Source organism: Sphingomonas sp. (assembly GCF_039594485.1).
In the GTDB taxonomy this organism is placed as follows: Bacteria; Pseudomonadota; Alphaproteobacteria; order Sphingomonadales; family Sphingomonadaceae; genus Sphingomonas.
The window spans coordinates 65,438-85,870 of sequence record NZ_JBCNNI010000009.1 but is presented as its reverse complement, the minus strand read 5'-3'; the positions used below and the strand labels follow the sequence as shown (position 1 = coordinate 85,870).

Genomic DNA, 20,433 nt, shown 5'->3' with positions numbered 1-20,433 from the left:
CCGTTTGCGTGCCGTTGCCGGGCAGCTTAACGGCGACCGAACCGATGTCACGCGGCTTTACCGTGCGCTCCTGCAAGGTATCAGCCGGTCGCGATTCCCCACAGGAGCGTCAGGTTCAGCGCGATGATCGTGGCGGCGATCACCCAGGCGACGACGCGCAGCCACGCCGCGCTGGCGAACGGTCCCATCATCGCCTTGTCGGCGGTGAAGCGGACCAGCGGCACGACCGCGAAGGGAAGCTGAAGGCTCAGGATGACCTGGCTGAGGACCAGCAGTTTGGTCGCCCCCGCCTGTCCGCTCGCACCCACCACGAGCACGGCGGGGATGATGGCGAGCCCGCGCGTGATCAGCCGCCGCAGCCAGGGGGCGAGCCGCAGGTCGAGGAACCCCTCCATCACGATCTGTCCGGCAAGCGTCCCCGTCACGGTCGAGTTCTGACCCGAAGCGAGGAGCGCAATGCCGAACACCACGCTCGCCGCCCCCGCGCCCAGCATGGGGGCGAGCAGGCGGTAAGCCTGGTCGATCTCCGCGACGTCGGTGCGTCCCGCGACATGGAAGGTGGCGGCGGCGACGATCAGGATCGCGGCGTTGATGAAGAAGGCGAAGAACAGGGCGACGGTGCTGTCGATCGTCGCCATCCTGATCGCATCGCGCTTGCCCTCGGTCGACAGGCCGAAGGCACGGGTCTGCACCACCGAGGAGTGGAGGTAGAGATTGTGCGGCATCACCGTCGCGCCGAGGATGCCGATCGCGATGTAGAGCATCGCCGGGTCGGTCACGATCCGGCTGGTGGGCACGAACCCCGCCAGCACCGATGCCGGGTCCGGGCGCGAGGCGATCAGTTCATAAAGGAAGCAGCCGCCGATGATCAGGAGCAGCGCGATGATGAACGCCTCGACCTTGCGGAATCCGTAACGCTGGAGCGCCAGGATCAGGAAGACGTCGAACCCGGTGATCAGGACGCCCCAGACCAGCGGCAGGTCGAACAGCAGTTGCAGCGCGATGGCGGTGCCCAGCACTTCGGCCAGGTCGCAGGCAATGATCGCTATCTCGCAGAGCAGCCACAGGATGCGCGCGACCGGCCTGGAATAGGCCGCACGGCACGCCTGGGCGAGGTCCAGCCCGGCGGCGATGCCCAGCCGTGCCGACAGCGCCTGCAGGATCATCGCCATGATGTTGGAGAGCAGGATGACCGACAGCAGCGCATAGCCATAGGCCGATCCGCCCGCGATGTCGGTCGCCCAGTTGCCCGGGTCCATATAGCCGACCGCGACCAGATAACCGGGGCCGGCAAAGGCGAACAGCCGCCGCAGGAAGGATGCCCCTTCCGGGATGGCGATCGAGCGATGGCTTTCGGCAAGCGAGCGGGTGGCGGGCGTGGCTACGGTCATCGACCTTGAGATGTGACGAAGTTTCCGCAACGCGACAACCCGGCAAAGGGTTGCGATCCATCTCGTTCCACCCTTTGCGGAGAGGATTTAGAGGGACGAGCCCACGACCACACAGGCCAGTGCCATCAACAGCCCGGCGAAGCGGTTCGACCGGAAGCGATGCAGCGCCCCCGCGCCGTCGTCGGGATTCAGCGTCGCGACCTGCCATGCCAGGTGCAGTGCGACCGGCGCCAGCGCCGCGATGGCCAGGACGTCCGGGCGAACCAGCCAGATCGCCCCCGCCCAGCACAGCACGGCCGCCGCGTAGAACGCGCCCACGCCCGGCTTCACATGGTCGCCCATGCGCAGTGCCGAGGACCGCACGCCGATCAGCGCATCGTCCTCGCGATCCTGAAGCGCATAGATGGTGTCATAGCCGATCACCCAGGCGATCGACCCGGCGTAGAGCAGCCAGAGCGGCGCGGACAAGGCCCCCGCCACCTCCGCCCAGCCAACCAGCGCGGCCCAGCTGAACACCATGCCCAGCCATGCCTGCGGCCACCAGGTGATCCGCTTCATGAAGGGATAGGCGGCGACCGGCGCGAGGCTGGCAAGCGCAACGATCGCGGCCAGCGGGCGGAGCTGCACCAGCACGACGAGACCGATCAGGCACAGCACGCCCAGCCAGATCGCGGCCAGCTTCACCGACACCAGCCCCGAGGGGATCGGCCGGGCCCGCGTGCGGGCGACCTTGGCGTCCAGGTCGCGGTCGACGATGTCGTTGAACACGCACCCCGCCCCGCGCATCGCGATCGAGCCGATCAGGAACCACAGGATCAGCGGCCAGCGCTGCGGCAGGCCGCCCGCCAGCGCGATCGCCCAGACCCCCGGCCAGAAGAGCAGCCACCAGCCGATCGGCCGGTCGAACCGGGCCAGCAGCGCCAGCCCGCGCAATCGGGGCGGCAGGCGCCCGACCAGTCCCTTATGCTCGCTATCGGGTACGATCTCGATGGTCATGTCCGCTGGCCTATGGGGACGCCCCGTGGCGCGCAAGCCCGTTCGCGGCTATCGTCGCCGCTGTGATCCCCCACGCGTTCTCGAATCCATGATCGGCCTGTCGGTCGCGGTCGGCCGTTTCGTCGAGGCTCTGTTCTGGGCGATCCTTCGTGTCGCCGGGATGATCGGCGGCGTCGTGCTGGCGGCGGCGCTGGGGCTGGCGCTGCTCTGGTGGCTGATCCGACGGCGAGGCTAGGCGTTCAGCATAGCGAGCTGGGAGCGGATGACGTCGAGATTATGCTGCGCCAGATGGCTGCCGCGTCCGGCGACGCTGCCCTCCAGATCGGGGCGCTCGCCGATCGCCAGACAGCGTTCCCATGCACTCTCGGCCAGCGGCAGCCAGTGCGCGATGGCCCGAGCCGGGTCGGCCAGCGCATGATCCAGCAACAGGTCGCCGAGCACGAAGAAGAAGTCGGGCGAGTCGGGCCAATGCGGAAGTTCGGCATCGGCAAGCGCCAGCGCATCGTCCAGCCGCCGCGCCCTGGCGAGCAGTTGCACCGCATTGACCACCAGCTCATGTCGCCAGTTCGCGCCCCTGTCGGTCAGGGCCAGCGCGCGGGCATAATAATCGCATCCCGTCGCGTGGTCGTCGCGCATCTGCGCGTCCTTGCCCAGTTGGTAGAGCAGATAGGGTTCGTCGGGCTTCTCGGCCAGATCGCGCAGCAACAGCGCATGGTTGCGATCCTTCTTCCGCGTGATCTGCGCTGCGTGATAGCCGTCATGGCCGATAGCCAGTGGGATGCGCAGGCGGGGCAGGGGCGATACCACCTGCTCATGCACGCGCCCCTCATAGCGGACGCCACGCGGGATCAGCCGTGTCACCCAGCTACGCAACGTGGTCGTCGCGCCTTCCGCCTCGTGATGAAGGCAGGGGCAGCCCAGTCGGCCAGGCGTTTCGCACCAGGCCCGCAGCCGCTCGCCGCCCGCGATGATCCATTCGTCGGCGTCGAGGACCAGATGCCAGTCCGCATCCGCCAGTTCCAGCACATGGTTGCGCGCCGCCGCGAAACTATCCGGCCAGGGCAGGTGATAGACCTCCGCGCCTAGCCCCCGCGCGAGGGCGACCGTGTCGTCGGTCGATCCGGTGTCCAGCACCACCATCCGGTCGACCCAGGGGGCTACGCTGGCCAAGCAACGGGCGATGCACCGCGCCTCGTCCCGGACGATCAGCGTCGCGGCAATCTGGGGGCTGGGCCGGGGCATGGCAGGACTTCCGATCGCGGCCAGGGCGGGGCACCAAGGCACCCCGCCGCCATGCCACGGCCATGGTAAAGAAGCGCTGAAGCTCCGCCTATTTCGCCAGCCGCCCATCCTCCAGCGCGGCCATGTCGAAGGGGAAGAGCAGGGCCGGATCGGGCAGGGGCACCTCGCCGGCGATCTCCGGCGGGGCGATGCGGTGGAGAATGTGGCGGATGATCGCGATCCGCGCATCCTTCTTGTCGTTGGCGCACACGATATGCCACGGCGCGAAAGGGGTGTGGGTCCGGGTCAGCATCGTGTCGCGCGCCGCCGAATAATCGGCCCATTTGGCCTGTGCGACCTTGTCCATGTCGGAGACCTTCAGCGCCTTGAGCGGATCGGTGCGCCGCGCCTCCAGCCGGTCGGCCTGTTCGTCCTTGGTGATGTCCAGCCAGATCTTGACCAGCCTGATGCCGCTTTCGACCAGCATCCGCTCGAAATCGGGAGCGTCGCGGAGGAAGGCTTCCTGCTCGGTTGCGGTGGAAAAGCCCATCACCACCTCGACGCCCGCGCGGTTGTACCAGCTTCGGTTGAAGATCACGATCTCGCCCGCCGCGGGCAGATGGACGGCATAACGCTGGAAATACCATTGCGTGCGTTCGCGGTCGGAGGGTTTGGGGAGGGCCACGACGCGGGTGGCCCGGACCGACAGATGCTCGGTGATCCGCTTGATCACCCCGTCCTTGCCCGCGCCGTCGCGCCCCTCCAGCACGATCACGACCCGTTCGTCCGATCCCACCATCGCCATCTGGGTGCGCACCAGCGCCAGTTGCAGTGCTTCGAGCTGTTCGCGGTAATGTTTCGCCATCGACACGTCCTTTCGGGGGAAGAACACCCGAAACGGCAAAAGTGGCAAGTCCCGCGCGAGCCGTGTAAGCGGGGCCCCATGCCCGCTACCCCCGCCTGGCCGCCGCAATCCACGCCCCGTCTGTTCGTCGACCAGCCGCTGGGCCAGGGGCCGATCCGCATCGACGGCCCGGCCGCGCATTATCTGCTCTCCGTCATGCGGACCAAGCTGGGTGATCCGGTCAAGTTGTTCGACGATCGGACCGGCGAATGGCTGGGCGTCGCGGCGTCGGTGGGGAAGCGCGACCTGACGCTGGACGTCACCCAATGCCTGCGCGAGCGTGAGGCGGTGCCCGATCTGTGGCTGTGCGCGGCCCCGTTGAAGAAGGGCCGGGTCGACTGGCTGGCGGAAAAGGCGTGCGAACTGGGTGTCGCGCGGCTGGTGCCGGTCGTCACCCGCCGCACCGTGGTCGACAAGCCCAATACCGAGCGGCTGCGCGCCCATATGATCGAGGCAGCGGAGCAATGCGGCCGCACCGCGCTTCCGCACGTCGCCGATCCGGTGAAACTGCCCGCGTTGCTACGCGACTGGCCGGAGGGACGGGCGTTGTTCTTCGCCGATGAAAATGGCGGCGTACCGGCGCTTGACGCCATGCGCGCGCATCGAGGGCCGGCGGCGATCCTGATCGGGCCGGAGGGCGGCTTCGACACCGAGGAGCGTGAGGCGATCCGGGCGCATCCTGCCGCCATCGGCATCGGCCTTGGCCCGCGTATCCTGCGTGCCGACACGGCGGCGGCGGCGGCGGTGTCGCTCTGGATGGCGGCGGCGGGCGATTGGCGGTGATTCAGCCTATGGCGTCGCCGCGCGCGCCCGCGTAAGGCGCGGTTCATGAGCACCAAGACCGCGAGCACCGCCAAGGGCGCTATCATCGAGTCGCGCGACCAGTTGATCGCGAGCTTCGCGCGGGGAGAAAAGCCCCGCGACCGCTGGCGCATCGGGACCGAGCATGAGAAGTTCGTCTATGCGCTGGGCGATCATCATGCGCCGTCCTATGACGAGCCCTCGGGCATCCGCGCGTTGCTCGGCGAGCTGGAGCAATATGGCTGGGAGCCGGTGCTGGAGGGCGGCAACGTCATCGCCATGACCGGCGCGGACGGCTCGATCAGCCTGGAGCCGGCGGGCCAGTTCGAGCTGTCGGGCGCGCCGCTCGACAATCTGCACCAGACCTGTGCCGAAACCGGACGCCACCTGCAACAGGTGAAGGCGGCGGGCGACAAGCTGGGTCTCGGTTTCCTGGGACTGGGCATGTGGCCGGACAAGACCCGCGCCGAACTGCCGATCATGCCCAAGGGGCGCTATGCGATCATGCTGCGCCATATGCCGCGCGTCGGCTCGCTGGGGCTCGACATGATGCTGCGGACCTCGACCATCCAGGTGAACCTGGATTACGCGTCCGAGGCCGATATGGCGAAGAAGTTCCGGGTCGGCCTGGCGCTGCAACCGCTGGCGACCGCGCTGTTCGCCAACTCGCCCTTCACCGAGGGCAAGCCCAACGGGATGCTCTCCTTCCGCAGCCATATCTGGTCGGACACCGACCCTGCGCGCACCGGCATGCTGCCCTTCGTGTTCGAGGACGGGTTCGGATATGAGCGTTACGCCGACTATGCGCTCGATGTGCCGATGTACTTCGTCTATCGCGACGGCAAATATGTCGACGCGGCGGGTCTGTCCTTCCGCGACTTCCTGAAGGGCGAACTGTCGGTCCTGCCGGGCGAACTGCCGACGATCGACGACTGGAACGACCATCTGTCGACCGCCTTTCCCGAGGTGCGGCTGAAGACCTTCCTGGAGATGCGGGGAGCCGATGGCGGCCCGTGGAACCGCATCTGCGCGCTGCCCGCGCTTTGGGTCGGGCTGCTCTATGACGATGGGGCGCTCGATGCCGCCTGGGATCTGGTCAAGGGCTGGTCGCTGACCGAGCGCCAGGCGCTGCGCGATGCGGTGCCCGAACTCGCGCTAGACGCACCGCTGCCGGGCGGCGGACGCCTGCGCGATATTGCGGGCGAGGTGCTCGATATCGCCCATGCGGGGCTGGCGGCTCGGGCGCGGCTGAACGGTGCGGGGGATAACGAAACCGGGTTCCTCGACCCGCTGCGCGAGATCATGCGGTCGGGCAAGGTGCCCGCGCAAATCCTGCTCGACCGCTATCATGGCGAATGGGGCGGGGACATCTCGCGCGTTTATGGCGAGGCGAGTTTCTGACGATATCGCCCGAGCTTGACCTTCGGCACATCGGCGCCGAAGGCCAGGCCCAGGCGATCAGGTCCGCCCCGCCGCCCAGGCCAGGAACCGCGGCACCAGCCCATGGCGCTTCATCCAGGCGGAATAGTCGCGATAGGCCGGATCGGCGGACAGATGCCACTCCTCGGTCCTGGCCCGCCAGTAGTAGACGCCGCTGACCGCGCCGAGCAGGATCGTGCTGCGCGCCGCATCGACCCAGGAGCCGGTCGACAGCACCGGGATCGTCGCAATCCACCAGAACAGGTTCTTCGACAGATAGGCCGGATGTCGCGACACGGCATAGGGCCCGTGGGTCAGGATGCCGCGATGCGTCAGGTTGGAAAAGCGCAGGCCGAACGCGACGGTCGACCAGGCGTAGATGGCGGTCAGCGCGACCAGCACCGCGCCGATCGCGGCGAGGACGACCGGATGCCCCGCGAACCAGTCGCTCCACTCCGCGGTCCCGGGACGATAGTCGAGCGGCCCGCCATTGGTCATCAGGATTGTCGGCGGATAGCAGATCAGCGCCGCCATCCATGCCGCCGCATATGGATTGGCCGAACGGATATGCGCATCGAGCGGCCGCATGGTCAGCATATAGCCGACCGTCGCAAAGGCCACGTCGATCAGGAACATCAGCGTGATCAGCCAATGCGCCAGCGCCACCGGATCGTGCAGCACGACCGAAAGATCGCCATCGATGAAAGCCCGAAATCCCCCGGGCACGACCCCGAGCATGAAGGCGAGGAAGAAGGTCTTCACCGCCCAGGCGCGCAGATGGGCATGGATGGGCTCCGCCTCGATCCCCTTCTGGCCGGTCAGCCAAGCCCCCAGCATCCAGCAGCCGTCCCGCGGCTGGACGAGCCGCCGGTCGATCCACAGCATATAGGGGATCGATCCCAGGAACAGGACCGGCGCCAGCCACGCGAAACACCACATGGCAAAGGCGAACGTCCCCACCCAGTAGAAGCGGAAGGTGAAATAGATCAGCGCGATCCCCGCAAAGGTCGCCCATAGCCCGGCCAGCTTGGTCAGGCTGATGTCCAGCGTCTCGCGCGCCGGCCGCGGGTTCGCCCAGTCGATGCCGGTCGAGGCATTATGATGCACCCGGTCGACCAGCAGCGACCACAGGATCATTGGCACCGCGACCGCGACCAGATGGGTCAGCGCGGCATAGGGGCCGTCCAGATGATGGCGATAGGCAAAGGCGATCCAGGCCAGCGACCCCGCCAGCCCGGCCAGCCCGACGCCGTGGCTGACCGCCGAGGCGGGGCGGGGCGCGCGGGCGGAGGGGAGGGAGGGGGGGCGGGCGGCGTCGGACATGGAAGGCCGATCCTAGCGCAAATTGGTAAGGGAGGCGTTAGGCCGGATCGCCCCTGGCCGCATTCCTCCCGATTGGGGCGGCGGGAGGCGGCGTCAGGCGTCTGGATCGGTCGCCAGGATCCGCTCGATCTCGGTCTGCGCAATTCCGAACGCGGCTGCCAGCCCCGACAGAGAGGCACCCCGCTTGGCCAGTTCGCGAATCCGACCTTCGTCGACCAATGTCGTATAGCCGCGCGTGTCGCGCTGTTCGCGGACCACGTCCTTGCGGCCGGAGGTGCGGTGGCGCTTGGCGGCGGCGGCGTGCGGATCGCGTGCGGCGGCGGCCATTTCGGCTTCGCGCCGGGCGGTTCGCTCCGCCTCGCGCGCCTCGGTTTCGCGGGCACGGTTCGCGGCGCGTGCTTCCATGCGATCGGCCATCAGCGCGGTCCGCTCGCCGGCCCTGGCCTCGCGCGCGCGGGCCCGCGCGGCTGCGCGGTCCTCCAGGCTGTCGTTGGTCCGGACCCGGAAACCCGGATCCGACGGGGACACGCCCCAGCTCTTGTCCACCACGGCTCTGCCTCCACCCCCGATAGTCGCGCCGCGTCTATAACGGACGACCGCCATGGTGCCAGAGGGAAGCGCACCGTTCCGGCGATTCGCGATCAAAGCGAGGGACTTGGCAACTCCATCCCGATCCACTTGTTATTGATTTCGGATAGGATGGGAGGATGGCGATGGATCCGATGCTCGACCCGGACCTGATCGAGTTCATGGACGACGACACGCTGCTGGAAGCCTTCGCGATCGCGACCCGTCAGGAAAGCGACCGCACTGCCCTCCTGGCTGAGATTGCACGTCGGGACCTGACCATGTCGATCATTCCCGGATCGATGATCACATCGCCATCAAGCCCCGAAATGCGGCCGTAAAGTCGCGCCTATTGGCGGATATATCGGAAATACCACACCTCATGCCCCTGGCGTCGTGCCTTGCGCTCGTAGCGCGTTTCGGGCCAGTCGGCGGGGCGGGTCAGGAAGTCGGTCGGGGTGCGCGCCTGCCAGACGAAATCCCGCCGCGCGTTCATGATCATCATCGACCAGCGGCAATAGGTCGGATCGTCCGTCCCCAGCCGGAACTCGCCCCCCGGCTTCAGCTTGCGGGCGATGGTGTCGAGCGGTCCGTGGTTCATCATCCGCCGCTTGGCGTGGCGCGCCTTGGGCCAGGGATCGGGATGGAGCAGATACACCCGGTCAAGGCTGGCATCGGGCAGCCGCTCGATCACCTCCAGCGCATCGCCCATGTGCAGGCGGACATTGGTGAGCGCGCGGTCGCGGATATGGCCGAGCGCGCCGACCACGCCGTTCAGGAAGGGCTCGCAGCCGATGAAGCCGGTGCCTGGCGTCGCCTCGGCCTGCCCCGCCAGATGCTCGCCCGCGCCGAAGCCGATCTCGACCTGAAGCGGACGATCGTCGCCGAACAGGCGCGCGGCATCCAGCGGGCCGTCCTCGGGCACGCTGAGGCCGGGCAGCATGTCTTCGACCAGCGCGGCCTGGCCCTGCCGCAATTTATGGCCCTGGCGCCGGCCATAGAGGCGGCGGATCGTCGTCGGATCGTTCATCGTGGCGAGGCCCTTAGCGTGACGATGAAGGGGAGCCAAGCGCGGCGTCGCTCGTTGCGGTGGGACAATGGATGAACAGCCAGACAGCCCGGAGGGCAAGGCGCAGAAGGCCGCCGATGCGAAAGACCTTCACCGCGCCGTTCGCGAGGCGGGGGAGGGCGAACTCGATCGGCCGGCGGGTGCGCTGTTCTGGTCGGGGCTTGCGGCGGGGATCGCCATTCACAGTTCGCTGATCGCGGAGGGGGCGCTTCATGCCGGGCTGCCGGATGCCCCGTGGCGCGGGCTGGTCGCCGCCTTGGGCTATCCGGTCGGGTTCCTTGTCGTGATCCTGGGGCGGATGCAGTTGTTCACCGAAAGCACCATCACCGCGATGCTGCCGCTGGTGACCAGGCCGTCGGTCTGGGCGCTCCAGCGCACGTTGCGGCTCTGGGGCATCGTGCTGCTCGCCAACCTGATCGGTACGGCCCTGGCCGCGGCGATGGTGGCGACCGGCGTGCTGGGCAGCCCGGAGATTCGCGAGGCGATGATCGCGGTGTCGGCGCGCATCCTGGAGCTTGGCGGATGGGGGACGTTCGTGAACGCCATTCCGGCCGGATTCCTGATCGCGGTCGTCGCGTGGATCCTTCCCAATGGTCGCAGCCAGGCCTTCTGGATCATCCTGGCGATCACCTATGTCATCGCGGCGGCGGGATTCAGCCATTCGATCGTCGGCGCGGACGAGGCCTTCCTGCTGTTGTTCACCGACCGGGTGGATGCGATGCGCGCGGTGTTCGGGCTGATGATCCCGGCCATCCTCGGCAATCTGGTCGGCGGGGCGGGGCTGTTCACCCTGCTGGCGCATGGTCAGGTGCAGGGAGAGGTGCCGGACCAGCCATAAAAAAGGGGAGCCGAAGCTCCCCTTTTTCCGCGATTCGTGCCGTGATCGGCTCAGGCAACGGCGGCCTTGATCTGGTCGACCAGATCGGTCTTTTCCCAGGTGAACAGCGCGCCCTCGGCCTCACGGCCGAAGTGACCATAAGCGGCGGTCTTGGAATAGATCGGCGCGTTGAGCTTGAGGTGCTCGCGAATGCCCTTGGGGGTCAGGCGAACCAGCTTGGGCAGCGCGGCTTCCAGCTTGGCTTCCTCGACGGTGCCGGTGCCGTGCAGGTCGACATAGACCGACAGCGGCTCGGCGACGCCGATCGCATAGGAAAGCTGGATGGTGCAGCGCTTGGCCAGGCCCGCCGCCACGACGTTCTTGGCGAGGTAGCGCGCGACATAAGCCGCCGAGCGGTCGACCTTGGTCGGGTCCTTGCCGCTGAACGCGCCGCCGCCATGCGGCGCCGCGCCGCCATAGGTGTCGACGATGATCTTGCGGCCGGTCAGGCCGGCGTCACCGTCCGGGCCGCCGATTTCGAACAGGCCGGTCGGGTTGACGTAGATCTGCTTGTCCTCGGGCAGCCAGCCCTCGGGCAGCACCTCGGCCAGGACCGACTTCACATAGTCGCGCAGCTTGGCCTGGCCCGCTTCGTTCGACAGCTCGGCCGAATGCTGAGTCGACACGACGATCGCGGTCGCGCGGACCGGCGCGCCGTTTTCATATTGCAGCGTCACCTGGCTCTTGGCGTCGGGCTCCAGGAAGGGGGCCGCGCCGGAGTGGCGGTCGGCCGCCATCTTTTCCAGGATCTTGTGGCTGTAATAGAGGGTGGCGGGCATCAGGCCGGGCGTCTCGTCGGTCGCGTAACCGAACATGATGCCCTGGTCGCCAGCGCCCTCGTCCTTGTTGCCGCTCTCGTCCACGCCCATCGCGATGTGCGCCGACTGGCCGTGCAGGTTGTTCGAGAAGTCGAAATTCTCCCAATGGAAGCCCGACTGCTCGTAACCGATCCGCTTGACGGTGTCGCGCACGGTGCGCTCGATCTCTTCCAGTGCGCCCTCGGCCCACTGGTCGTTCTCGAACACGCCCTTGCAGCGGATTTCACCCGCCAGCACGACCTTGTTGGTGGTGGTCAGCGTTTCGCACGCGATGCGCGCTTCGGAGTCCTTGGACAGGAACAGGTCGACGATCGCGTCGCTGATCTGGTCGGCGACCTTGTCGGGGTGACCTTCGGAAACCGATTCCGAGGTGAAGATGTACGAGTTCCGCATTCCCGTCCTCATAAGGATATAAAGATAGCTTTATATGTCCTCTAGCGGGCGCGGCGGCGGAAGGCAACGCCGATCGCGGCCAGGGCGATGGCGACGGCCAGCGCCATGATGTTGCCGACCCGCGAGAACATGGTGGGGGGCAGTGCGACCGGCAATGTCGCCTGCGCCGCGCCCGCGGTCATGTGAGGCACCTTGGCGACCAGGCGACCATCGGCGGCGATGATCGCGGAGATGCCCGTCGGGGTGGCGCGGAGAACCGGAAGCCCTTCCTCGATCGCGCGCATCCGGGCCTGCGCCAAATGCTGCGGCGGCCCCCAGCGCCCGAACCAGGCATCGTTGGAGGGATTGAAGAGCAGGCGCGGGCGATGCGCCTCGTCCACCACCTGCCCCGAGAAGATGATCTCGTAGCAGAGCTGCACCCCGACCGCGCCGAAGCCGGGCACCCGCAGGTTGCGCGGGCCGGGGCCGGGGGTGAAGTCCATGTCGCCCGGGACGAGTCGCGCCAGGCCCAGCGGCTTCAGCAGCCAAGGCATGGGCAGATACTCGCCATAAGGCACCAGATGCGCCTTGTCGTAGCGGCCGATGATCCGCGCGCGCGGGGAAATCGCGAAGACGCTGTTGGTGGCACTCGTCACGCGAGCCCGATCGGGCGAGAAATAGAGGGCGGTGCCGCCGACCAGCGCGGTGTCGCGTGGCCCCAGTACCCCCGCGATCCGGCGGCGGGTCCATTCGGGCGGGGCATAGTTGAACCCGAAATAGGCCCATTCGGGATAGCCGTCCTCGATCATGTCGCGCACCACGCCCTCGGGCCAGACGACCAGCCTGGGACGCGGGCCGGGGGTGCCGGACAGCCGTTCCAGCCGGTCGAGCAGCAACGGCCCGTCGCTCTGACCGCGCTGATCCTGCCCGATATTGGGCTGGACAACGCGGACCAGCGGCGCATCCGGTGCCGGATCGGGCGCGCGGGTGAGGGGGGCGGACAGCGCGGCAAGGCCGGTGGCGGGCACCATCACCGCCGCCAGATGCCAGCGCCGTCGCATGGCCAGCCAGATCGCCCCCGCCAGCACGACGGTCAGCCCCGACAGCGCATAGGTGCCGACAAGGGCGCTGATCCGCGCCACCCCGATCACCGGCAGCCAGGCCACGGCGAGCGGATCCCAGGCATAGCCGGTGAACAGCCGCGCCCGCAGATATTCGGTGACGATCCACGCCGCGCCGAAGATCAGGACATAAGCCGCATCGGGGGCCGCGCCGGCGCGCGCCTTGCGGAACCGCCATGCGACGCCCGCCGCCGCCATGGGGAAGATCGCCAGATACAGCGCCAGCCCGACCGCGGCGAAATAGCCCAGCACCGGCGGCATCTTGTCCTGAAAGTCGAAGGCGTGCTGGAACCAGTTGTTGTTGACCGTGAAATGCCCGACGCCAAAGGCCCAGCCGCGCCATAGCGCGTGCCGGATGCTCGGCGCGTCATGCACCAGCGCCAGCAGGACGATCAGTCCGCCGAGCAAGGCGGGCCAGAGGTCGAGCGGCGCGAAGCCGCAGGCAGCGACGGCACCGGCAAGCAGTGCGATAAGAGCGGGATAGCGGATCACGGCGACAGGCTATGGCAAGGCGCCGTGACGGGGGCAATGCGGGATATGCCTCGCTTTCATGGCGCCGAGGGGCGGGGGACGCGATGGGGGAGGCTCTTGCGGCCCTGCCCCTGCACCGTGCGGCAAATCCTCCCCAGGGTCGGTCTGAGGAAGGGGGTCGGTCGGCAAGGCCGGGAAGGACTGGCAAAGCGGGCTCGCCGACCCTAGCTTCATGCCATGACCCTGCGCCCCTTCCATCTCGCTTTTCCGGTCCATGATCTTGCCGCGGCTCGGACATTTTACGGCTCCGTGCTGGGCTGTGCCGAAGGACGGTCGAGCGATCACTGGATCGATTTCGACCTGTTCGGGCACCAGGTCGTCGCGCATCTGGATCCTGCGGCCAGGCCGGTCGCGGTCGAGAATGCGGTGGACGGCCATCAGGTGCCGGTGCCGCATTTCGGCGTCGTGCTGACCATGGCCGACTGGGAAGTGCTGGCCGCACGGGTCGAGGCGGCGGGTGTGCCCTTCGGCATCGCGCCCTATGTCCGCTTCAAGGGGCAGCCGGGCGAGCAGGCGACGATGTTCTTCCGCGATCCCAGCGGCAATGCACTGGAGTTCAAGGCCTTTGCCGATGATGCGATGCTGTTCGCCACGGAGATGACCGCATGAGCGCCCCCATTTCGCTCGATATCCCGCATAGCCTGGGCAAGGCGGCGGTGCGCGACCGTCTGGATGGCGGGATCGGCAAGATCGGCAGGCTGATCCCCGGCGGTGCCACGGTCGAGCATCGCTGGGAAGGCGACACCATGCACTTCACGGTCGGCGCGATGGGCCAGTCGATCGGCGCGGAAGCGACGGTCTATGAGGACAAGGTCCATGCCGTGGTGAACCTGCCCGCCTTCCTTGCCCTCTTTTCCAGTCAGTTGGAGGCCGTGATCCGTGCGGAGGCGCCGAAGCTCCTGAAATAAAAGTCCTTTCGGCACCGCTCTGCGCAGCCGGCGATTTTATGAATTGGGCGCGATGATCAGGCGAGAGACAGGCTCTTGCTGATCATCGCGCCCGCGACTTTGGCATCCGTAGTGCGGCGTCGCGGGGCAAGCCTTACCGCGCCGCGCTGACCTTCCAAACGACATTGCCCACATCGTCGGCGACCAGCAGGCCGCCGGTCTTGTCGACGATCACGCCGACCGGCCGCCCCTGCGCCTCGCCTTTCGCGTTGAGGAAGCCGCTGACGACGTCGATCGGCTTGGCCCCTGGCGTCGGGAAGGCGCCTGGGCCGAAGGGCACGAAAACGACCTTGTAGCCCGAGGCGGGCTTGCGGTTCCACGAGCCATGTTCGCCGATGAACGCACCCTGCGCAAAGCGATTGCCCAGCTTGGCTCCTTGCGCGAAGGTGAGGCCCAGCGCCGCGACATGGGGACCAAGCGCATAGTCCGGGCGCTTGACATATTGCTGGAGCGCCGGTTTGGCGGGCTGGACCCGGTTGTCGGGATAGCCGCCCCAATAATACCAGGGCCAGCCGAACTCGTCGCCGAACTCCACCTGGGTCAGATAGTCGGGGGCAAGGTCGGAGCCGAGCATGTCGCGCTCGTTGACCACGGTCCACAACCGCCCGTTCTTGGGGTTGAGCGCCATGCCGTTCGGGTTGCGCAGGCCGGAGGCGTAGATGCCCCAATTCTTGTCCTTGGGCCAGACTCGCAGGATCGCGGCGCGGTCTTTCTCCACGTCCATGCCGTTCTCGGCGACATTGCTGGCGGAGCCGACCGTGACGAACAGGGTCTGGCCGTCGCCCGAGGCGATGACGTTGCGCGCCCAGTGATTGCCGCCCGGTTTCAGCGGCACGACCTTTTCGGGCTTGGCGGTGATCTTCGTCTCGCCGTCCCGATAGGGTACGCGGACCAGCGCGTCGGTGTCGCCGACATAGAGATAGCCATCGAACAGCACCATGCCGAAGGGCGAGTTCAACCCGGTCAGGAAGGGCGTCTTCAGGTCCGCCACGCCGTCGCCATTGGTGTCGCGCAGCAGGGTGATGCGGTTGGCCGAAGGCACGGCCGCACCCGCCCGCCCCAGGAAGAAGTTCATGACCTTCTGGGTCAGGCCCGCCTCTTTCCGCGGCGGCGAATTGGTTTCGGCGACGAGCACGTCACCATTGGGCAGTTCGTACAGCCAGCGCGGGTGGTCGAGATCGGTCGCGAAACGCTGGATCTTCAGCCCCTGCGCCACGGTCGGCTTGGCGCCGTTCGCCCATCCCACCGGCTTGGCGATGTTGACGGTCGGGATCACCTGTTCGCGCGGCGCCCCGATCACCGGCTGCTTGCCCGCCACCTGATCGACGCTGAGTTTTGCAGTGTCCGGCCAGGCCAGCCAGGCGATGACGGCGATGCCGATCAGAACGAGGATGCCGAGCAGGATCAGGACGTGTTTGCGCATGACGCCAGAGATAGGCGGAGCGCGGGAGCGGGGGAAGGGGGCTTGATCGCGACTTTGCCGATCGGGTCCGCGGCCGGTGGTTCCCAGGGGGCGGGAACATGCGGCCCCGCTTTGAAAAGGATAGGAAAAAAGGGTGGCCGCCGACGCCTTTGGGGGCGCGTCGGCGGCCATCGATGACGTGAGGTTTAGGGAGTTACCCCACGTCGTCGAACTGGTAAGCCTTGAAAGCCATGATCCTGTGCGGCGGGGCATCGCACGAAGCTGCGCTCGCGCCGTTGACCCTTTTATAGGGTTCATCGTCCGCCAGTGGAAAACGATTTAACTGCGTTCTGTGATCGTCTGGCTGATTGTCCGGGGGTATAGATCCGGCTCCGAGCACTGCACCCCGACCCCGCTCAACGACCTCGCATGCCCATCCGGCACCATGACGTTCGGGCAAGCACGGCCGTCGAACCGGCGGGACAGGCATCGTGGTCCGCCGCCCGATCGGCGCGGATCACCACGTCCGATATCAGTCTGGCTATTCGACCTCGGCCGTCACCGCGGGATGCAGGCGCAGGCGATGGATGCGGCGCTCGTCCGCTTCGGTCACTTCGATCCGCCAGCCGCTGGGATGGTCGATACAGGCGCCGGTCGGCGGAACCTGCCCTGCCATCACGGCGGTCAGGCCGCCCAGCGTATCCACATCATCCTCGGCCTCTTCAAAGGCCGGGTCGACGGTCCGTGCGACTTCCTCCAGCCCGACCCGCGCATCCGCGTCCCAGGCGCCGCCATCGAGCGGCACGAGCAGCGCCTGCGGCGCATCGTCATGCTCGTCCTCGATCTCGCCGACGATCTCCTCGATCAGGTCCTCGATGGTGACGAGCCCCTCGGTCCCGGAATATTCGTCGAGCACCACCGCCAGATGGACCCGCTTCTGCCGCATGTCGGCCAGGAGATCGAGCGCACCGCGCGACATCGGGACATAGAGCGGCTCGCGGATCAGTCCCGTGATGCTCGCGGGATGCTCCGCGCCGGTCGCCAGGATCGCGAACACGTCCTTGATGTGGACCATGCCGATGATCTGGTCGAGCGTCTCGCGATAGACCGGCAGGCGGCTATGCCCCGCCTCGGCGAAGATCTGGACCAGATGGTCGAAGGTCGTGCGCTCCTCGACCGCCGTGATATCGGCGCGGGGCACGCCCACGTCCCCGGCATCGCGCTCGCCGAAATGGAGCAGGTTGCGGACCATCTGCCGCTCCAGCGGGGTGAGGTCGCCCTTGGCATCGGGGCCGGGATCGCCCTCATGCCGGTCGATCGCCTCCTCTAGCTGGTCGCGCAGCGTATCTTCCTGGTCGCCGCCGAAGATCAGGGTCTTCAGACCCTGCCAGATGCTGTTTTCGTTGGAGTCACCGTTGCCGGTGCTGCTACTGGGGCCGTCGGCCATCGGGGGGTGTCAGTCCTCGCGTATCAGATAAGGGTCGGCGATGCCGAGGCTGGCCAGCGCGTCGCGTTCGATCGCTTCCATCGCATCGGCCTCGTCATCCTGCATATGGTCATAGCCTAGCAGATGCAGCACGCCATGCACCAGAAGATGAGTCGCATGCGTTTCGGGCGAAATCCCGCGCTCGGCGGCTTCCGCGACGCAGACGCCATGCGCCAGCACGATGTCGCCCAGCAGAACCTCGCCATCGTCGGAATTCTGCGTCACCGTCTCGATCAGGTCGGGCTGGACCATCGGAAAGGACAGGACGTTGGTCGACTTGTCCTTATGGCGATATTGCCGGTTCAGCGCATGAACCTCGTCATCGCTGGTCAGCCGAACGGAGATTTCGATGATCGCGGGCGTGTTCAGCAAGGGGCCGTGCGGGGTCCGCTCGATCGTGGCGCGCGCGGCGCGGGTGGCGAGCGCGGTCCACTGGTCCTCGTCGCCGGACCAGGGTTCCTCATGGATCAGCGCAATCTCGATCATCGGGGCCTTTCGGGGCGGCAAAGGGAAGGTAGGAGGCGGTCGGACGGTAAATCGCCGCCCCCTATCAACAGTTCCAGCGTTACGCCATCGAAAGGACGGGCTCTACGCGTTCGGCCCTTCATAGGCATCGACGATCCGTCCGACGATCGGGTGGCGTACCACGTCGGCGGCGGTGAAGCGGCTCATCGCGATGCCTTCCACGCCCTCCAGGCGGCGGACCGCATCCGCCAGCCCGGAGGCCGCGACGCCGCCGGGCAGGTCGACCTGGTTGGGATCGCCGCAGATCACCATCCGGCTGTTCTGGCCGAAGCGGGTGAGGAACATCTTCATCTGCGCCGGCGTGGTGTTCTGCGCCTCGTCCAGGATGACGAAGGCATCGGCCAGCGTCCGGCCACGCATGAAGGCGATCGGCGCGATCTCGATCTCGCCTGAGCTGATCCGCCGCTCCACCTGCTCGGCGGGCAGGCAGTCGTACAGCGCGTCGTAGAGCGGGCGGAGATAGGGATCGACCTTCTCCTTCATGTCGCCGGGCAGGAAGCCCAGCCGCTCGCCCGCCTCGACCGCCGGGCGCGACAGGATCAGTCGCTGGACCGACCCGGTGATGAGCTGCGCCACTGCCTGCGCCACCGCGACATAGGTCTTGCCGGTGCCCGCCGGTCCCAGCGCGAAGATCATGTCGTGGGACACGAGCTGCTTCATATAATGCGCCTGGGCGGGGGTGCGCGGCACGATCGTCTTCTTGCGCGTGCGGATCATGATCGGCGGCGCGGCGGCACGCTCGGCGCTGAGGATGCCGTCGAGCGTCGGTTCGGACGCCATCGCGATCGCGGCATCGACCAGTCCCGTATCGACCTCTTCGCCGCGCTGGATGCGGATGTAGAGGTCGTTGAGCACGTCGCGCGCCATCGCGACCTGCTCGGCGGTGCCCTCCAGCCCGACCCGGTTGCCCCGTGCGGTGATGTAGACGCCCAATCGATTTTCCAACGCGACCAGATTGCGGTCATATTGGCCGAACAGCTGCGCCAGCACTTGCGGCTTGTCGAAGCTGAGTTCCGCCCGGCTGCGTTCACCGGCCTGGGCGGGGAGGGGCTTGCGGCTCATGCGGTCCTTTCACCGTCTGTGGTCCCGCCAAGATGGGATGGCCGGGCACGGAACGCCAGCGAAATTGCATGACAGGGGTGTGACGGAGCGACAGTTTTTTGTGCACAGAGGCGCGGAAGATGCAGAGAGGAAGGGCCGGACGCCGCGATCGGGAGCCGCTCTTTTCCTCTTTGCGCCCTCCGCGTCTCGTCGTGGGCAAGATTGGTGGTGGCTGGGCGGTTTACGCCCTGGGCGGCCTTACGCCGCCGCCTTCACCTTGGCCTGTCCGGTCAGCGAGTTCGGCCCGGCCGCGACCAGTTCGACCTCGACCAGATCGCCGATCGCATGGTCGCCGATCAGGTGGACCGATTGCAGCCAGGGCGATTTGCCCAGCATCTGGCCCGGCAGCTTGCCGCGTCGCTCGATCAGGACGGTACAGGTCCGGCCCACGCTGGCGGCGTTGAACGCATGCTGGTCGCGGTTGAGAGCGGCCTGAAGCCGCTGAAGCCGGTCGTCCATCACGTCGGCGGGAAGCTGATCCGCCATGGTCGCGGCGGGGGTGCCGGGGCGGGGGGAATATTTGAAGCTGAACGCCTGCGCATGGCCCATGGCATCGACCAGGCTCAGCGTGTCGGCGAACTCGGCCTCGGTCTCGCCGGGGAAGCCGACGATGAAGTCCCCCGACAGCGCGATATCGGGCCGCGCCGCACGGACGCGATCGATCAGCCGCATATAGCTGTCGCGTGTATGCTGCCGGTTCATCGCCTTCAGCACGCGGTCATTGCCCGACTGCACCGGCAGATGGAGGAAGGGCATCAGGCTTTCGACGTCGCGATGCGCGTCGATCAGCCCCTGCGTCATGTCATTGGGGTGGCTGGTGGTGTAGCGGATGCGGTGCAGGCCCGGAATCCGGTCCAGTTCCCGGATCAGGCCGTGCAGGCCGCAGTCGAGGGCATCGTTCCAGGCATTGACGTTCTGGCCGAGCAACGTGATCTCGCGCGCGCCCGCATCGACCAGCGCCCGCGCCTCGTCGACGATCGCGGAGAAGGACCGGCTGACCTCCGCGCCGCGCGTATAGGGCACCACGCAATAGGTGCAGAATTTGTCGCACCCCTCCTGCACGGTCATGAAGGCGGACGGGCCGACCTTGCGGCGGCCCGGCAGATGGCCGAATTTCGATTCGACCGGCATGTCGGTGTCGAGCGCGGCCTCGCCCGCTGCGGCCCTGGCGACCAGCGCGGGCAGGTTGTGATAGGCCTGCGGGCCGACCACCACATCCACCTTGGCGCGGCGGACGATCTCCGGGCCCTCGGCCTGCGCCACGCAGCCCGCGACCGCGATCATCGGCTTGCGACCCTGCTCGCCTGCGTCCTTGCGAAGGCGGCCAATGTCCGAATAGACCTTCTCGGTCGCCTTCTCGCGGATGTGGCAGGTGTTGAGCACGACCAGGTCGGCGGCGCTGGCATCGTCGGTCGCGGACAGGCCTTGCGCGGCCATCAGTTCGGCCATGCGCTCGCCGTCATAGACGTTCATCTGACAGCCGAAGGACTTGACGTGAAAGGTCTTGGGGGATGCGGGCATGCGCCGCCCCTTATCGCAAATCGCGCGCCCTCGCCAGCACC

Annotated in this window: 21 protein-coding genes; 7 read left to right on the top strand and 14 right to left on the bottom strand. The window is 67.3% G+C overall.

Annotated elements, in window-relative coordinates; all coding sequences use genetic code 11:
• Positions 1-80 precede the first annotated feature (80 nt).
• Both ABDV78_RS06135 and ubiA read right to left on the bottom strand, forming a co-directional pair.
• Positions 81-1,391 (bottom strand): Nramp family divalent metal transporter, encoded by a 1,311-nt coding sequence (locus ABDV78_RS06135; RefSeq protein WP_343526433.1) that lies wholly within the window; start codon positions 1,389-1,391, stop codon positions 81-83.
• Positions 1,392-1,478: 87 nt separating this feature from the next.
• Positions 1,479-2,387, bottom strand: coding sequence for a 4-hydroxybenzoate octaprenyltransferase (gene ubiA / locus ABDV78_RS06130; RefSeq protein ID WP_343526432.1), 909 nt, complete (start codon positions 2,385-2,387; stop codon positions 1,479-1,481).
• Between the two features lie 88 nt (positions 2,388-2,475).
• On the opposite strand from ubiA, the gene ABDV78_RS06125 reads away from it, so the two are divergent.
• Positions 2,476-2,622, top strand: coding sequence for a hypothetical protein (locus tag ABDV78_RS06125; protein WP_343526430.1), 147 nt, complete (start codon positions 2,476-2,478; stop codon positions 2,620-2,622).
• Here the strand turns inward: ABDV78_RS06125 and ABDV78_RS06120 are convergent.
• Together ABDV78_RS06120 and ppk2 are read right to left on the bottom strand one after the other, a co-directional pair.
• The gene (locus ABDV78_RS06120; RefSeq protein WP_343526429.1) at positions 2,619-3,629 is read right to left on the bottom strand and encodes a glycosyltransferase family 2 protein; all 1,011 of its coding nucleotides are present in this window, start codon (positions 3,627-3,629) and stop codon (positions 2,619-2,621) included. The genes ABDV78_RS06125 and ABDV78_RS06120 overlap by 4 nt on opposite strands.
• An 88-nt stretch (positions 3,630-3,717) precedes the next feature.
• A complete protein-coding gene (gene ppk2, locus ABDV78_RS06115) occupies positions 3,718-4,473 on the bottom strand; it encodes a polyphosphate kinase 2 (RefSeq protein WP_343526428.1) in 756 nt (251 codons plus the stop codon).
• A gap of 78 nt (positions 4,474-4,551) precedes the next feature.
• Between ppk2 and ABDV78_RS06110 the strand changes: the two genes are divergently transcribed.
• Together ABDV78_RS06110 and ABDV78_RS06105 are read left to right on the top strand one after the other, a co-directional pair.
• The gene (locus tag ABDV78_RS06110; protein ID WP_343526427.1) at positions 4,552-5,295 is read left to right on the top strand and encodes a 16S rRNA (uracil(1498)-N(3))-methyltransferase; all 744 of its coding nucleotides are present in this window, start codon (positions 4,552-4,554) and stop codon (positions 5,293-5,295) included.
• Between the two features lie 45 nt (positions 5,296-5,340).
• Positions 5,341-6,714 carry a glutamate--cysteine ligase gene (locus ABDV78_RS06105; protein WP_343526425.1) on the top strand — a complete coding sequence of 458 codons (1,374 nt, stop codon included), beginning with the start codon at positions 5,341-5,343 and terminating at the stop codon, positions 6,712-6,714.
• A 57-nt stretch (positions 6,715-6,771) separates the two neighbouring features.
• Here the strand turns inward: ABDV78_RS06105 and ABDV78_RS06100 are convergent, their stop codons facing one another.
• Both ABDV78_RS06100 and ABDV78_RS06095 read right to left on the bottom strand, forming a co-directional pair.
• Positions 6,772-8,055, bottom strand: coding sequence for a DUF1295 domain-containing protein (locus tag ABDV78_RS06100; RefSeq protein ID WP_343526424.1), 1,284 nt, complete (start codon positions 8,053-8,055; stop codon positions 6,772-6,774).
• A gap of 93 nt (positions 8,056-8,148) precedes the next feature.
• On the bottom strand, positions 8,149-8,604 hold the full coding sequence (locus ABDV78_RS06095) for a hypothetical protein (RefSeq protein ID WP_343526422.1): 456 nt from the start codon (positions 8,602-8,604) through the stop codon (positions 8,149-8,151).
• Positions 8,605-8,762: 158 nt separating this feature from the next.
• Between ABDV78_RS06095 and ABDV78_RS06090 the strand changes: the two genes are divergently transcribed.
• Entirely contained in the window at positions 8,763-8,963 is a 201-nt protein-coding gene (locus tag ABDV78_RS06090; protein ID WP_343526420.1) for a hypothetical protein, read from the top strand.
• A gap of 8 nt (positions 8,964-8,971) precedes the next feature.
• Here the strand turns inward: ABDV78_RS06090 and trmB are convergent, their stop codons facing one another.
• Positions 8,972-9,652 carry a tRNA (guanosine(46)-N7)-methyltransferase TrmB gene (gene trmB, locus ABDV78_RS06085; protein ID WP_343526419.1) on the bottom strand — a complete coding sequence of 227 codons (681 nt, stop codon included), beginning with the start codon at positions 9,650-9,652 and terminating at the stop codon, positions 8,972-8,974.
• Between the two features lie 67 nt (positions 9,653-9,719).
• Between trmB and ABDV78_RS06080 the strand changes: the two genes are divergently transcribed.
• On the top strand, positions 9,720-10,529 hold the full coding sequence (locus ABDV78_RS06080) for a formate/nitrite transporter family protein (protein WP_343526418.1): 810 nt from the start codon (positions 9,720-9,722) through the stop codon (positions 10,527-10,529).
• Between the two features lie 50 nt (positions 10,530-10,579).
• On the opposite strand, the gene metK is transcribed toward ABDV78_RS06080, so the two are convergent.
• On the bottom strand, positions 10,580-11,779 hold the full coding sequence (gene metK / locus ABDV78_RS06075) for a methionine adenosyltransferase (RefSeq protein WP_343526417.1): 1,200 nt from the start codon (positions 11,777-11,779) through the stop codon (positions 10,580-10,582).
• 41 nt (positions 11,780-11,820) lie between these two features.
• Positions 11,821-13,371, bottom strand: a complete 1,551-nt coding sequence (gene lnt / locus ABDV78_RS06070) for an apolipoprotein N-acyltransferase (protein WP_343526415.1) — start codon at positions 13,369-13,371, stop codon at positions 11,821-11,823.
• Positions 13,372-13,587: 216 nt separating this feature from the next.
• Here lnt and ABDV78_RS06065 point away from each other — a divergent pair, with 216 nt between their 5' ends.
• Positions 13,588-14,019, top strand: a complete 432-nt coding sequence (locus ABDV78_RS06065) for a VOC family protein (RefSeq protein ID WP_343526414.1) — start codon at positions 13,588-13,590, stop codon at positions 14,017-14,019.
• A complete protein-coding gene (locus tag ABDV78_RS06060; RefSeq protein WP_343526413.1) occupies positions 14,016-14,318 on the top strand; it encodes a polyhydroxyalkanoic acid system family protein in 303 nt (100 codons plus the stop codon). Before ABDV78_RS06065 ends, ABDV78_RS06060 begins: the two co-directional genes overlap by 4 nt.
• Positions 14,319-14,451: 133 nt before the next feature.
• Here the strand turns inward: ABDV78_RS06060 and ABDV78_RS06055 are convergent, their stop codons facing one another.
• From ABDV78_RS06055 to miaB, 5 genes are all read right to left on the bottom strand, one after another.
• On the bottom strand, positions 14,452-15,780 hold the full coding sequence (locus tag ABDV78_RS06055; protein WP_343526412.1) for a sorbosone dehydrogenase family protein: 1,329 nt from the start codon (positions 15,778-15,780) through the stop codon (positions 14,452-14,454).
• 520 nt (positions 15,781-16,300) lie between these two features.
• The gene (locus tag ABDV78_RS06050) at positions 16,301-17,206 is read right to left on the bottom strand and encodes a hemolysin family protein (protein ID WP_343526411.1); all 906 of its coding nucleotides are present in this window, start codon (positions 17,204-17,206) and stop codon (positions 16,301-16,303) included.
• Positions 17,207-17,215: 9 nt separating this feature from the next.
• Positions 17,216-17,731: an rRNA maturation RNase YbeY gene (ybeY, locus tag ABDV78_RS06045; protein ID WP_343526409.1), complete on the bottom strand. Its 516-nt coding sequence runs from the start codon at positions 17,729-17,731 to the stop codon at positions 17,216-17,218.
• A gap of 102 nt (positions 17,732-17,833) precedes the next feature.
• Positions 17,834-18,832 carry a PhoH family protein gene (locus tag ABDV78_RS06040; RefSeq protein ID WP_343526408.1) on the bottom strand — a complete coding sequence of 333 codons (999 nt, stop codon included), beginning with the start codon at positions 18,830-18,832 and terminating at the stop codon, positions 17,834-17,836.
• 237 nt (positions 18,833-19,069) lie between these two features.
• Positions 19,070-20,392 (bottom strand): tRNA (N6-isopentenyl adenosine(37)-C2)-methylthiotransferase MiaB, encoded by a 1,323-nt coding sequence (miaB, locus tag ABDV78_RS06035; RefSeq protein ID WP_343526407.1) that lies wholly within the window; start codon positions 20,390-20,392, stop codon positions 19,070-19,072.
• Between the last annotated feature and the right edge of the window lie 41 nt (positions 20,393-20,433).

Bases quoted from the DNA above. Each gene is read 5' to 3' on its own strand.
- ABDV78_RS06135 (WP_343526433.1), bottom strand. From the start codon at position 1,391: ATGACCGTAGCCACGCCCGCCACCCGCTCGCTTGCCGAAAGCCATCGC.
- ubiA (WP_343526432.1), bottom strand. From the start codon at position 2,387: ATGACCATCGAGATCGTACCCGATAGCGAGCATAAGGGACTGGTCGGG.
- ABDV78_RS06125 (WP_343526430.1), top strand. From the start codon at position 2,476: ATGATCGGCCTGTCGGTCGCGGTCGGCCGTTTCGTCGAGGCTCTGTTC.
- ABDV78_RS06120 (WP_343526429.1), bottom strand. From the start codon at position 3,629: ATGCCCCGGCCCAGCCCCCAGATTGCCGCGACGCTGATCGTCCGGGAC.
- ppk2 (WP_343526428.1), bottom strand. From the start codon at position 4,473: ATGGCGAAACATTACCGCGAACAGCTCGAAGCACTGCAACTGGCGCTG.
- ABDV78_RS06110 (WP_343526427.1), top strand. From the start codon at position 4,552: ATGCCCGCTACCCCCGCCTGGCCGCCGCAATCCACGCCCCGTCTGTTC.
- ABDV78_RS06105 (WP_343526425.1), top strand. From the start codon at position 5,341: ATGAGCACCAAGACCGCGAGCACCGCCAAGGGCGCTATCATCGAGTCG.
- ABDV78_RS06100 (WP_343526424.1), bottom strand. From the start codon at position 8,055: ATGTCCGACGCCGCCCGCCCCCCCTCCCTCCCCTCCGCCCGCGCGCCC.
- ABDV78_RS06090 (WP_343526420.1), top strand. From the start codon at position 8,763: ATGGCGATGGATCCGATGCTCGACCCGGACCTGATCGAGTTCATGGAC.
- trmB (WP_343526419.1), bottom strand. From the start codon at position 9,652: ATGAACGATCCGACGACGATCCGCCGCCTCTATGGCCGGCGCCAGGGC.
- ABDV78_RS06080 (WP_343526418.1), top strand. From the start codon at position 9,720: ATGGATGAACAGCCAGACAGCCCGGAGGGCAAGGCGCAGAAGGCCGCC.
- metK (WP_343526417.1), bottom strand. From the start codon at position 11,779: ATGCGGAACTCGTACATCTTCACCTCGGAATCGGTTTCCGAAGGTCAC.
- ABDV78_RS06065 (WP_343526414.1), top strand. From the start codon at position 13,588: ATGACCCTGCGCCCCTTCCATCTCGCTTTTCCGGTCCATGATCTTGCC.
- ABDV78_RS06060 (WP_343526413.1), top strand. From the start codon at position 14,016: ATGAGCGCCCCCATTTCGCTCGATATCCCGCATAGCCTGGGCAAGGCG.
- ABDV78_RS06055 (WP_343526412.1), bottom strand. From the start codon at position 15,780: ATGCGCAAACACGTCCTGATCCTGCTCGGCATCCTCGTTCTGATCGGC.
- ABDV78_RS06050 (WP_343526411.1), bottom strand. From the start codon at position 17,206: ATGGCCGACGGCCCCAGTAGCAGCACCGGCAACGGTGACTCCAACGAA.
- ybeY (WP_343526409.1), bottom strand. From the start codon at position 17,731: ATGATCGAGATTGCGCTGATCCATGAGGAACCCTGGTCCGGCGACGAG.
- ABDV78_RS06040 (WP_343526408.1), bottom strand. From the start codon at position 18,832: ATGAGCCGCAAGCCCCTCCCCGCCCAGGCCGGTGAACGCAGCCGGGCG.
- miaB (WP_343526407.1), bottom strand. From the start codon at position 20,392: ATGCCCGCATCCCCCAAGACCTTTCACGTCAAGTCCTTCGGCTGTCAG.